This is a genomic window from Pseudomonas sp. DrBHI1 (assembly GCF_002205115.1).
GTDB classification, from domain to species: domain Bacteria; phylum Pseudomonadota; class Gammaproteobacteria; order Pseudomonadales; family Pseudomonadaceae; genus Aquipseudomonas; species Aquipseudomonas mosselii.
The window spans coordinates 1-12,401 of the sequence record NZ_NIBE01000011.1 but is presented as its reverse complement, the minus strand read 5'-3'; the positions used below and the strand labels follow the sequence as shown (position 1 = coordinate 12,401).

Annotated in this window: 10 protein-coding genes; 4 read left to right on the top strand and 6 right to left on the bottom strand. The window is 64.6% G+C overall.

Annotated features, from left to right (window positions below):
• Window positions 1–4 precede the first annotated feature (4 nt).
• Window positions 5–604, top strand: coding sequence for a LysE/ArgO family amino acid transporter (locus CC207_RS01770; protein ID WP_028689723.1), 600 nt, complete (start codon window positions 5–7; stop codon window positions 602–604).
• Window positions 605–1,088: 484 nt separating this feature from the next.
• On the opposite strand, the gene CC207_RS01765 is transcribed toward CC207_RS01770, so the two are convergent.
• Both CC207_RS01765 and CC207_RS01760 read right to left on the bottom strand, forming a co-directional pair.
• Window positions 1,089–1,925, bottom strand: a complete 837-nt coding sequence (locus CC207_RS01765; RefSeq protein ID WP_028689724.1) for a mechanosensitive ion channel family protein — start codon at window positions 1,923–1,925, stop codon at window positions 1,089–1,091.
• Between the two features lie 112 nt (window positions 1,926–2,037).
• Entirely contained in the window at window positions 2,038–2,523 is a 486-nt protein-coding gene (locus CC207_RS01760; RefSeq protein WP_011535522.1) for a YajQ family cyclic di-GMP-binding protein, read from the bottom strand.
• A gap of 99 nt (window positions 2,524–2,622) precedes the next feature.
• On the opposite strand from CC207_RS01760, the gene CC207_RS01755 reads away from it, so the two are divergent.
• Genes CC207_RS01755 through CC207_RS01745 form a run of 3 tightly spaced genes read left to right on the top strand, consistent with a single transcriptional unit; the run spans window position 2,623 to window position 6,172 of the window.
• Window positions 2,623–3,540 carry a putative 2-dehydropantoate 2-reductase gene (locus tag CC207_RS01755; RefSeq protein WP_028689725.1) on the top strand — a complete coding sequence of 306 codons (918 nt, stop codon included), beginning with the start codon at window positions 2,623–2,625 and terminating at the stop codon, window positions 3,538–3,540.
• Window positions 3,541–3,576: 36 nt separating this feature from the next.
• Entirely contained in the window at window positions 3,577–5,604 is a 2,028-nt protein-coding gene (locus CC207_RS01750) for an ATP-binding protein (RefSeq protein WP_028689726.1), read from the top strand.
• A gap of 1 nt (window position 5,605) precedes the next feature.
• Window positions 5,606–6,172: a cob(I)yrinic acid a,c-diamide adenosyltransferase gene (locus CC207_RS01745; RefSeq protein WP_088851482.1), complete on the top strand. Its 567-nt coding sequence runs from the start codon at window positions 5,606–5,608 to the stop codon at window positions 6,170–6,172.
• Window positions 6,173–6,204: 32 nt separating this feature from the next.
• Here the strand turns inward: CC207_RS01745 and CC207_RS01740 are convergent, their stop codons facing one another.
• From CC207_RS01740 to secA, 4 genes are all read right to left on the bottom strand, one after another.
• Entirely contained in the window at window positions 6,205–7,149 is a 945-nt protein-coding gene (locus CC207_RS01740; RefSeq protein ID WP_088851481.1) for a Nudix family hydrolase, read from the bottom strand.
• Window positions 7,146–7,778, bottom strand: a complete 633-nt coding sequence (locus CC207_RS01735; protein WP_028689729.1) for a glutathione S-transferase family protein — start codon at window positions 7,776–7,778, stop codon at window positions 7,146–7,148. Before CC207_RS01735 ends, CC207_RS01740 begins: the two co-directional genes overlap by 4 nt.
• A 94-nt stretch (window positions 7,779–7,872) precedes the next feature.
• Window positions 7,873–9,090 carry a bifunctional glutamate N-acetyltransferase/amino-acid acetyltransferase ArgJ gene (gene argJ / locus CC207_RS01730; RefSeq protein ID WP_028689730.1) on the bottom strand — a complete coding sequence of 406 codons (1,218 nt, stop codon included), beginning with the start codon at window positions 9,088–9,090 and terminating at the stop codon, window positions 7,873–7,875.
• Window positions 9,091–9,311: 221 nt separating this feature from the next.
• Complete coding sequence (gene secA / locus CC207_RS01725; protein WP_069016107.1) at window positions 9,312–12,047, bottom strand: preprotein translocase subunit SecA; 2,736 nt, start codon at window positions 12,045–12,047, stop codon at window positions 9,312–9,314.
• Between the last annotated feature and the right edge of the window lie 354 nt (window positions 12,048–12,401).

Genomic DNA, 12,401 nt, shown 5'->3' with positions numbered 1-12,401 from the left:
CGCTATGTGGCAAAGCTATCTCAACGGCATGCTGGTGGCCTTTGGCCTGATCATGGCCATCGGCGCCCAGAACGCCTTCGTCCTGGCGCAGAGCCTGCGCCGTGAGCATCACCTGCCGGTGGCGGTGCTGTGCGTGGTCTGTGACGCGCTGCTGGTCGCCGCCGGGGTGTTCGGACTGGCCACGGTACTGGCGCACAACCCTACTCTGCTGGCCGTGGCGCGCTGGGGCGGCGCGGTGTTCCTGATCTGGTACGGCACCAAGGCCCTGCGCAGCGCGTTTTCCAAACAGAGCCTGCAGCACCGGGAAGGCCAGGGCGTGCGCTCGCGCCGCGCGGTGCTGCTGAGCGCGCTGGCGGTGACCCTGCTCAATCCCCACGTATATCTGGACACCGTGCTGCTTATCGGCTCCCTCGGCGCCCAGCAGACCGTGCCCGGCGCCTACGTGGCCGGCGCCGCCAGTGCCTCGCTGGTGTGGTTCTCGACCCTGGCGATCGGCGCCGCCTGGCTGGCGCCGTGGCTGGCACGCCCTGCGACCTGGCGGATGCTCGACCTGATGGTGGCGGTGATGATGTTCGCGGTGGCGGCGCAGCTCATCTTCAACTGAACCGCTTACCTGTAATTGATGGACTCGCCCCGCAATCCCTGTCTGCTACCGATGTGTACGGACTTGAGACATCGCTGACACACGTGCGGGGACAAATCTGCTCATTATCTGGTCACTGCTGCAAAGTGATCAGGTGTACCAACGCAAACCGAAAGATCGTGCGGAGGCTGCCATGAGCAGCTGATCAACCGAGCAATGCCAGCCGGGCGCTGAGCGCTCCTACCCCTGCTAGTGTGCTGTCTCGGCAATAAGCTGTTCAATTTTGGCGGCGTCTTGGGCGCCCGGCCGGCGTTGCCACGCCTCGCCATAGCCCTGCCATGACTCGTCGCGGCGCCTTGCCCGAACATCCAAGCCACTTGCCATATGTTCAAAAGCAGCTAGACATTGTGGGCCGCGAAAGGGCCGCGTAGCGGCCCCAGGATTTCAGCGGATAGGCAAAGATCGTCGGAGCCGCCTTGCGGCCCCGATTTCGCAGGCGCTTGTGTTACGCCACAGTCTCCTGCACCACACGGATCACCCGCTGCGGAAACGGAATGTCGATCCCTTCGGCCTTGAGACGGTCGCGGGCATGCTCGTTGAGCATGAACATCACGTCCCAGTAGTCGGCCGTCTTGGTCCAGATACGCAGCGACACGGTGATCGAGCTGTCACCCAGGGTCGAGATCACCGCCTGCGGCGCTGGATCCTGCAGCACGCGCGGATCCTGGGCCAGCTCCAGCAGTACATTGCGCGCCTTCTGCAGGTCGGCGTCGTAGTCCACGCCCACGTCGAACACCACCTTACGGGTCGGCTGGCGGTTGGTGTTGGTAATGATGCCGTTGGACAGGCTGCCGTTGGGCATGATCACGGTCTTGTTGTCGCCAGTGCGCAGCACGGTGTGGAAGATCTGGATGCTGTCCACGGTGCCCGCGACACCTTGCGCCTCGATCCAGTCACCGATGCGAAACGGGCGGAACATCAGGATCAGCACGCCGCCGGCGAAGTTCGCAAGGCTGCCCTGCAGGGCCAGACCGATGGCCAGGCCCGCGGCACCGATGGCAGCGACGAACGAGGTGGTCTCGATGCCGATCATCGAGGCCACGCTGACCATCAGCAGCACCTTCAGCACGATGTTGGCCAGGGTACTGATGAAGCCCTGCAGCGCCGCGTCGGCGCGCAGGCCGACCAGCTTGCCCAGGCGGGCGCTGACCTTGTTGATGATCCACCAGCCGATGGCCAGGGTCAGCAGCGCCAGCAACAGGCGGCTGCCGTACTCCATGATCAAGGGGAGCCAGGTTTGCGATTGACGGACCAGCTGATCGACTTCAGCGTTCAAATCCATGTTTATCTCCTGATGCCGAACGGCAAGTACACGATGAGGCGGGCAACGCAAAGCAAGCGGCCCGGACCCCGATGGACATCACTGCGCCATCAAGGTTCCGGGCCGCCGCGGATCAGTCGCGGAAGTTGTTGAACTGCAGCGGCATGTCGAATTCCTTGGTGCGCAGCAGGGCGATGGCTTCCTGCAGGTCGTCACGCTTCTTGCCGGTCACGCGCACCTGCTCGCCCTGGATGGCAGCCTGGACCTTGAGCTTGCCGTCCTTGATGGTGGCGACGATTTTCTTGGCCAGGTCCTTGTCGATGCCTTCGCGGAACTTGGCTTCCTGCTTCTTTTCCTTACCGGATGCGTAGGGATCCTTGGTTTCCAGGCATTTGACGTCGATCTTGCGCTTGACCAGCGCCAGGCGCAGGATTTCCAGCATCGCCTCGAGCTGGAACTCCTCCTCGGCGGTCAGCAGCACGGTCTGTTCCTTGTCCTTGAACTCGAAGGTGCCCTTGCCCTTGAGGTCGTAACGGCGGTCGAGGTCCTTGATGGCGTTGTCGACGGCGTTCTGCACTTCGTGCTTGTCCAGTTCCGATACCACGTCGAACGAAGGCATGGATGATCTCCAGAAAAAAAGCGCGCTCGGCTTGAAGATGGAGCGCGTCGGGTTTGATGGTTAAAATGCGGGCTCATTATAACGGGTTGCGAAACGCAGATGAGCAGCACCTGGCATATTCTCGGCGCCGGTAGCCTCGGCAGCCTCTGGGCCTGTCGCCTGGCCCGCGCCGGCAAGGCGGTCCGCCTGATCCTGCGCGATAAGCAGCGCCTGTCCAGTTACCAGGGCGCAGGCAAGCTGACGCTGTTCGAACAGGACAAGACCCAGCACTACGCGATCCCCGCGGAAACCTTCGATGCCCAAGGGCCGATTCATCGCCTGTTGGTGGCCTGCAAGGCCTACGATGCCGCGCCAGCCGTGGCGCGCCTGGCCGCGAGACTGGCCAACGGCGCCGAACTGGTGCTGTTGCAGAACGGCCTGGGCAGCCAGGACGAAGTCGCCGACCAGGTGCCCCACGCCCGCTGCATCTTCGCCTCCAGCACCGAGGGCGCGTTCCGCGAGGCCGACTGGCAGGTGCGCTTCGCCGGCCACGGTTTCAACTGGCTGGGTGATCCGACCAACCCCAACGTCCCGTCCTGGTTCGCAGACCTGCATGACGCCGGCATCCCGGCCCAGTGGTCGCTCGACATCCCCACCCGCCTGTGGCGCAAACTGGCCCTCAACTGCGCGATCAACCCGCTCACCGTGCTGCACGACTGCCAGAACGGTGGCCTGCTCGGCCACCTGGCCGAAGTCGACCAGCTGTGTGACGAACTGGCCGACCTGCTGCGCCGTTGCGGCCAGCCCGAGGCCGCCCACGACCTGCATGAGGAAGTGCAGCGGGTGATTCTCGCCACCGCGGCCAACTACTCTTCCATGTACCAGGATGTCCGCCATGGCCGACGCACCGAGGTCCACTACCTGCTCGGCCACGCCTGCCGTACCGCCAACCGCCATGACCTGGCGGTACCGGCCCTGGAACGGCTGCAGCGGCGCCTGGTCGATAACTTGCAGGCGCGCGGACTGCGTAGCGACTGACGGCATTCATCCACAGGACAGGACACCTCCTCACCCATGACCCTGCGTCAACGCCTGGAAAACCTCCCGGTCGGGCAGAAATTGCTGGCGGCCCTGCTGGTGCTGCTGGTGACCATCCTGTTGGTGGCCAACCTCGCCTTCATCAGCGCCGCCTATTGGATCACCCAGGAAAGCATGGCGCCCCAGGCCCTGCAGACCATCGGCAAGCTGGTCTCCAACCCGCAGATGTCCGCGCGCGCCGGCGATTCGGCAGAGAACGCCACGGCGCTGCTCAAGGAGCTCGACAGCTATTCGCCGCTACGCGCCGCCGCGATCTATGGCGGTGACGGGCAGATGCTGGCCCAGCTGCAGCACGGCGACCCGCTAACCCTGCCCAAGCGCTACCGCAACATCGACGGCTGGCGCCTCATGGAGTTTCGCAGCACCCAGCTGATCCGCCTGCCGCGCAGCGCCGCCCCACCCGCGCATCTGCTGCTGGTGGCCAGCAGCGAGTTGCCCACCGCGTTCTACACCGGCACGCTATCGGCCAGCCTGGCCATCCTGGTGTTCAGCATACTGCTGTGGCTGGTCATCGCCCGGCAGATCAAGCGCCTGATCACCCTGCCGATCAATCGCCTCGAAGAGCTGACCCGCCAGGTTACCCGCGAGGAGAGCTACGCCCTGCGCGCCCAGCGCGGCAACGACGACGAGATCGGCAGCCTGGCGGAGGCGTTCAACACCATGCTCTCGCGCATCGAGGCCCGCGAGCAGCAGCTCAAGCGCACCCGCGACGAGTTCCAGGACGCCTACGACCAGGCCCAGGGGCTGGCCGAGGAAACCCGCCACACCAACCGCAAGCTGGAGCTGGAAGTCCAGGTGCGCAGCAAGATCGAGAAGAAGCTCACGGGCTTTCAGAACTACCTGAACAGCATCATCGACTCCATGCCCTCGGCACTGATCGCCCTCGACGAGCAGCTCTACGTCACCCAGTGGAACCACGAGGCCACGGTGCTCTCCGGCACGCCGCTGGACGAGGCGCTGAACCAGCCGGTGTTCCTCGCCTTCGAGCCGCTCAAGCCCTTCCTGCCGCAGCTCAAGGAGAGCGTGGAGAAATACCGGGTGGCCAAGATCGAGCGGGTTACCTGGCCAAAGGGCGAGGACCTGCGCCACTACGCCCTGACCTTCTACCCACTGATGGGCGGCGCCGGACGCGGCGTGGTGATCCGCATCGACGACATCACCCAACGCCTGTCCCTGGAAGAAATGATGGTGCAGTCGGAAAAGATGCTCTCGGTCGGCGGCCTGGCCGCAGGCATGGCCCACGAGATCAATAACCCACTGGGCGCGATCCTGCACAATGTGCAGAACATCCGCCGACGCCTGTCGCCAGACCTGCCGCGCAACCAGGAGCAGGCCGGCGAACTGGGCATCGACCTGACGGCCGTCAACCGTTACCTGGAGAGCCGCGAAGTGCCGCAACTGCTCGACGGCATCCAGCAGGCCGGCGCCCGGGCGGCCAAGATCGTCACCCACATGCTCAGCTTCAGCCGCCGCAGCAACCGCCAGCTGGCGCCTTGCGAGTTGCCGGCGCTGATCGACCAGGCCGTGGAGATCGCCGGCAACGACTTCGACTTGGCCATCGGATTCGACTTCAAGGGCCAGGCCATCGTCCGCCAGTTCGACCCGCAATTGGGCCCGGTGCCCTGCACCGCCAACGAACTGGAACAAGTGCTGCTCAACCTGCTGAAGAATGCCGCCCAGGCCATCCACCAGCGCCCACAGCCCAGCGAGCCGGGGCGTATCACCCTGCGCACGCGGCTCAACCCGCCGTGGGCGGAGATCCAGGTCGAAGACAATGGCATCGGCATGCCCGAGACGGTGCGCAAGCGCACCTTCGAGCCGTTCTTCACCACCAAGGAAATCGGCCAGGGCACCGGCCTGGGCCTGTCGGTGTCGTACTTCATCATCACCAACAACCACAAAGGGCAGATGGAGGTGCAGTCCACTCCCGGCCAGGGCACCTGCTTCACTCTGCGCCTACCTCTGAACCCGGCCCAGCCGACCACCACCAAGACGGAGACATGACATGGGCTACCGCCTTTCGAAGATCTACACCCGCACCGGCGACAAAGGCGAAACCGGCCTGGGCGACGGACGCCGGGTGCCCAAGGACCATCCGCGGATTGAGGCGATCGGCGAGGTAGACAGCCTCAACAGCCAGTTGGGCGTGCTGCTGGCCGGGCTGGCCGAGGCCGGTCTTGGCGAGCTGATCGAGGTACTGGCGCCTTGTCAGCACCGTTTGTTCGATCTGGGTGGGGAACTGGCAATGCCCAGCTACCAGGCGTTGAACATTGCCGAGGTGGAGCGCCTGGAGGCGGCCATCGACCACTGGAACGAAGAGTTGGGGCCGCTGAAAAACTTCATCCTGCCTGGGGGCTCGATGCTGGTGGCCCAGGCCCATGTCTGCCGCAGTGCGGCGCGGGCGGCGGAACGGCGTTGCCAGCAACTGAATGCGCTGGAACCGCTGGAGGGGGTGGGGCTGGCCTATATCAACCGGGTATCGGACCTGTTGTTCGTCGCGGCCCGGATCATTGGGCGGCGCCAGGGAGTTGCAGAGGTATTGTGGCAGCCTGCGCCTAAACCTGGAGCCTGAGATTGCTGGGGCTGCTGTGCAGCCCCAATTACTCAGACCTCAGGCCAAAACGCCCGGATCCCCGCCACACCCTGCGCCCCAACCTCCCTGGCCCGCTCCCGTTCACCCGGCCCGACCCCGCCCAGCAGAAACACCGGATGGCTGATCCCGCCGATCAGCCGCTGCGCCTCGTCCCACCCCAGCGGCACCGCCTCGGGATGGGTCTGGGTCGCCTGCACCGGCGACAAGGTGACAAAGTCCACCCCCATCTGCTCGGCCAGCGCCAGTTCCTCGGCACTGTGGCAGGACGCCGCCAGCCAGCGCTCCTTCGGGAAGGGGCGGCCCTTGGCGGCGTACTTGCGAAGCTGCGCGGCGGTCAGGTGCCAGCCGGCCGACGGGAAGTCGCCCAGCCACTCCAGCGGCCCCTTGAGCATCAATTGGGCCTTGCCCGCGCACAGGCCGACCGCATCCACCGCTACATCGCGGTACTTGGGGTCGTACATGTCCGGCGCGCGCAGCTGGATCAGCCTGATGCCGCTGGCCACGGCCTTCTGGATGCCCTTGAGCAGCTCTGGCACTTCCAGACCGTCAGGGGTGATCAGATACTGGTCGGGCAGGCGCGCCGCGGCGACGATCGGCTTGTTGGCCTCGGGGAACTCATACTGACCAAGGTCACGCGGCGCCACCCAGGCCAGGGGCTGGCCTTCGGCGCCGTGGGGCTCACCAGTAAAGGCGTGCACTTCACGCACATCCAGCAGCACCTGCTTGTCCGGATAGTCGTGGCTGACCTTGATCAACGGCCGCGAAGCCGCGACCTCGATCCCCAGCTCCTCGCGCAGCTCGCGGGCCAGCGCCGCCTCGACGCCCTCGCCCTCCTCCAGCTTGCCGCCGGGGAACTCCCACAGGCCGCCCTGGTGCTGGGTATCGGCGCGGCGGGCGATCAGGATCCGCCCGTCGGCACCACGAATGACCGCTGCGACTACATGAATCCGTTTCACCCTTCACGCTCCGCCAGGCCAGCTTTTTGCCAGGCTTGGAAGGCTGGCCATTGATAAATGGTCTCGATGTAGGCAGCCGCTTCGGCCGGCACCGCGACACGGTAGGTGCGCAAGCGCACGGCCACAGGGGCGAAGAAGGCGTCGGCCAAGCTCGGGCGGCCGAACAGGAACGGGCCGTTTTCCTTGGCCACCAAGCGGCATTCGCTCCACAGGGCGACGATGCGGTCGATATCGACCTGCACGTCCAACGGCATCTCGGCCAGTGCTTCGTCACGGGACAGGTCGAATGGCATGGCACCGCGCAGGGCGAAGAAGCCGCTGTGCATCTGCGCGCAGGCCGAACGGGCCTGGGCGCGGGCGGCAACGTCCTCGGGCCACAGGCGGGCCTCGGGGTGGCGTTCGTTGAGGTATTCGGCGATGGCCAGGGAGTCGGCGATGACGCCATGCTCGCTTTGCAGCAACGGCACCTTGGCGGTGGCCGAGAAGGCCAGCAGGCGCTGGCGGGTGTCAGGCTGGTTGAGCTTGACCAGGGTTTCTTCGTAGGGGACGCCGGCCAGCTCGAGGGCCAGGGCGCCGCGCAGCGACCAGGAGGAATACAGCTTGTCGCCGATGATCAGGTGATAGCTCATGGTTCGGCTCCATGTTGCGGACAGTATGCAGTAATCGCGGGGCAAGCCCGCTCCCACGACAGTCTGCGTGGGACCGGGCTTGCCCCGTGATGGATCAGGTGCGGTATTCGGCGTTGATCTTCACGTACTCGTGGGACAGGTCGGTGGTCCAGATTGTTTCGCTGCACTGGCCACGGCCCAGTTCGATGCGGATGGTGATTTCCTCCTGGGCCATCACCTTGGCGCCCTGGTCCTCGGTGTAGCTCGGGCTGCGCCCGCCCTGGCTGGCGATGCAGACGCTGTCCAGGTACACATCGATCAGGCTCACATCCAGCGCCGGCACGCCGGCACGACCGACCGCGGCGAGGATACGGCCCCAGTTGGGATCGGAGGCGAATAGCGCGGTCTTGATCAGCGGCGAGTGGGCCACGGCGTAGCCGACGTCCAGGCACTCCTGGTGATTGCCACCGCCGTTGACCTGCACGGTGACAAACTTGGTAGCGCCTTCGCCGTCGCGGACAATGGCCTGGGCCACCTCCATGCACACCTCGAACACCGCCTTCTTCAGCGCCTCGAACAGTGCGCCGCTGGCCTCGGTCACTTCCGGCACATCGGCCTTGCCGGTGGCGATCAGCATGCAGCAGTCGTTGGTCGAGGTGTCGCCGTCGATGGTGATGCGGTTGAACGACTTGTTGGCGCCGTCGAGTATCAGGTCCTTGAGCACCGCCGGGGCGACCTTGGCGTCGGTGGCGATGTAGCCGAGCATGGTGGCCATGTTCGGACGGATCATGCCCGCGCCCTTGCTGATGCCGGTGACGGTGATGGTCTTGCCGTCGTACTGGAACTGGCGGCTGGCGCCCTTGGGCAGGGTGTCGGTGGTCATGATGCCAGTGGCGGCTTCGGCCCAGTGGTTTTCCGACAGGTTGTCCAGGGCGGCCTGCAGCGCGCCTTCGATCTTCTCCACTGGCAGCGGCTCGCCGATCACGCCGGTGGAAAACGGCAGCACGGACTCAGCAGGAACACCGGCAAGCTCCGCCAGCTTGGCGCAGGTGCGCTCGGCGGCGGCCAGGCCCGGTGCGCCCGTGCCGGCGTTGGCATTGCCGGTGTTGGTCAGCAGGTAACGCACGGTACCCTGCACACGCTGCTTGGAAAGGATCACCGGGGCCGCGCAAAAGGCGTTGAGGGTGAACACGCCGGCGACGCTGGAGCCTTCGGCGCAGCGCATCACCACCACATCCTTGCGCCCTGGGCGCTTGATGCCCGCCGAGGCGATACCGAGTTCGAAACCGGGAACCGGGTGCAGGGTGGGCAGGGGACCAAGACCAACAGCCATTAGAGCGCTCCTATGGAAAACAAGGGATGTGACGACGTCGGCCGATCTTAATGTCGGCCGGTTACCAGAGGGAAGAGCGGGGGCCGCTTCGCAGCCCATCGCGACACAAGGCCGCTCCTACAGAGACTGCGCTGCTCTTTAGCCGAGCGCAGTACCTGTGGGAGCGGCCTTGTGTCGCGAAAGGGCCGCAACGCGGCCCCTCGGATGTCACGCAGGATCGATTACTCGATCTGACCATGGCAATGCTTGAATTTCTTGCCCGAACCACACCAGCACGGCTCGTTGCGGCCCAGCTTCATGTCGTTGCGAACCGGCGCGGAGGCCACGGCGACTTCGGCGCCCTCCTCGGCCAGCTGCTCGCCTTCCAGGCCCGGCGCGGCGGCATGCTGGAACTGCATGCGGCTGGCCAGTTCCTCGGCCTCGCGGCGCAGGCGCGCCTCTTCCTCGGCCGGATCTTCGCGGCGTACCTGGACGTGCGAGAGCACGCGGATGGTGTCGCGCTTGATCGACTCCAGCAGCTCCTGGAACAAGGTGAACGACTCGCGCTTGTACTCCTGCTTCGGGTTCTTCTGCGCATAGCCGCGCAGGTGGATACCGTGGCGCAGGTGGTCCATGGTCGAAAGGTGGTCTTTCCACAGGTCGTCCAGCACGCGCAGCAGGATCTGCTTCTCGAAGGTGCGCAGGGCGTCGATGCCGGCCTGGTCTTCCTTCTCGTTGTAGGCGTCGGTGATTTCCTTGATCAGCCGCTCGCGCAGGGTCTCCTCGTAGAGGTGATCGTCCTCGTCGAGCCACTGCTGGATCGGCAGCTTGATGGCGAAATCGCTGGCCAGCGAAGCTTCCAGGCCGGCCACGTCCCACTGCTCGGGCAGCGATTGCGGCGGAATATGCTGGCTGATGGTGGCATCGAGCACTTCCTGGCGGAACTCGGCGATGGTGTCGCCGATGTTCTCGGCGGCCAGCAGGCTGTTGCGCATGTGGTAGATCACCTTGCGCTGCTCGTTGGCCACGTCGTCGTATTCGAGCAGCTGCTTGCGGATGTCGAAGTTGCGGCCTTCGACCTTGCGCTGCGCCTTCTCGATGGCGTTGGTTACCATGCGGTGCTCGATGGCCTCACCGGACTGCATGCCCAGCGCCTTCATGAAGTTCTTCACCCGGTCGGAGGCGAAGATGCGCATCAGGCTGTCTTCCAGCGACAGGTAGAAACGGCTGGAGCCGGCGTCTCCCTGACGGCCGGCACGGCCACGCAGCTGGTTGTCGATACGGCGCGACTCGTGGCGCTCAGAGGCGATCACGTGCAGGCCACCGGCTTCCAGCACCTGCTGGTGACGCTTCTGCCAGTCGGCCTTGATCTGGGCGATCTGTTCAGGGGTCGGGTTGTCCAGGGCGGCCACCTCGGCCTCCCAGTTGCCGCCCAGCAGGATGTCGGTACCACGGCCGGCCATGTTGGTGGCGATGGTCAGTGCACCCGGAGCACCGGCTTGCGCGATGATCTCTGCTTCTTTTTCGTGGTACTTGGCGTTCAGGACCTTGTGGTCGATACCTTCCTTCTTGAGCAGGTTGGACATGTGCTCGGAGGTTTCGATGGTCGCGGTACCGACCAGGACCGGACGGCCGTGGGCCATGCTTTCCTTGATGTCGGCGATGATCGCGGCGTACTTCTCGTCGGCGGTCAGGTACACCAGGTCGTTGAAGTCCTTGCGGGCCAACGGCTTGTTCGGTGGGATGACCATCACATTGAGGTTGTAGATCTGGGCGAACTCGAATGCCTCGGTGTCGGCGGTACCGGTCATGCCGGACAGCTTGGTGTAGAGGCGGAAGTAGTTCTGGAAGGTGGTCGAGGCCAGGGTCTGGCTCTCGGCCTGGATGTTCAGGTTTTCCTTGGCCTCGATGGCCTGGTGCAGGCCTTCGGACAGGCGGCGGCCCGGCATGGTGCGGCCGGTGTGCTCGTCGATCAGGAGGATCTGGCCTTCCTGGACGATGTACTCGACGTTGCGGTGGAACAGCTTGTGCGCGCGCAGGCCGGCGTAGACGTGGGTCAGCAGGCTCAGGTTGTGCGCCGAGTACAGGCTCTCGCCCTCGGCCAGCAGGCCGGACTGGGTCAGCATGTCCTCGATGAACTGGTGGCCGGCCTCGTTCAGTTCGACCTGACGGCTCTTCTCGTCGATGGTGTAGTGGCCCTCTTGGGTCACCTGGCCTTCGACTTCCTCGATGTGCTGGGTCAGGCGCGGGATCAGGCGGTTGATCTCGATGTACAGCTTGGAGCTGTCCTCGGCCTGGCCGGAGATGATCAACGGGGTGCGCGCTTCGTCGATGAGGATCGAGTCAACTTCGTCGATCACGGCGAAGTTCAGCTCACGCTGGAACTTCTCGTCCTGGCTGAACGCCATGTTGTCGCGCAGGTAGTCGAAACCGAATTCGTTGTTGGTGCCGTAGGTGATGTCGGCGGCATAGGCGGCGCGCTTTTCTTCCGGCGGCTGGAAGGCCGAGACGATGCCGACGTTGAGGCCGAGGAATTCGTACAGCGGACGCATCCAGTTGGCGTCGCGGCGAGCCAGGTAGTCGTTGACGGTGACCACGTGCACGCCCTTGCCGGACAGCGCGTTGAGGTACACAGCCAGGGTACCGACCAAGGTCTTGCCTTCACCGGTGCGCATTTCTGCGATCATGCCTTCGTGCAAGGTCATGCCGCCGATCAGCTGGACATCGAAGTGACGCATGCCCATTACGCGCTTGCCGGCCTCGCGGGCCACGGCGAAGGCTTCGGGCAGCAGCTGGTCGAGCGTCTCGCCTTTGGCCAGGCGTTCCTTGAACTCTGCGGTCTTGCCCCGCAGCTGCTCGTCGGAGAGGGCCACCATCTTCTCTTCGAAGGCATTGACGGTGCTCACCGTCTTGAGCATGCGTTTGATTTCACGCTCGTTCTTGCTTCCAAAAAGTTTTTTTAACAAAGGCGCAAACATATCGGCAGGATCTTCCACACGTAGGGATGGAGGGCGGCCCCGTGAGTCGCCCGTGCAGCCCTGAGGCCGCATGCGAACGAGCATTCTACCCGGAAACGATGGTGAGGAAAGTGGTGGATTTCCACGATGCTGGCACAGCGCTTTTAGGGGGCCTGACTAACATAGGGGCTTTTTGCGCAAGTTCAAGGTGCGTGAAGATGAAACGTATCGCGAATGACTTGCATCAAGATCCGGCGACCGCTCGCCACACGCTGGCGTGGGAGCGGGCTTTCCCCGCGATGAATGCCCAACTGGTAGACTGTTGATCCTGTATCCCTCTGCAGACCTCCATGGCCTACAAACCCACCCCTGCCC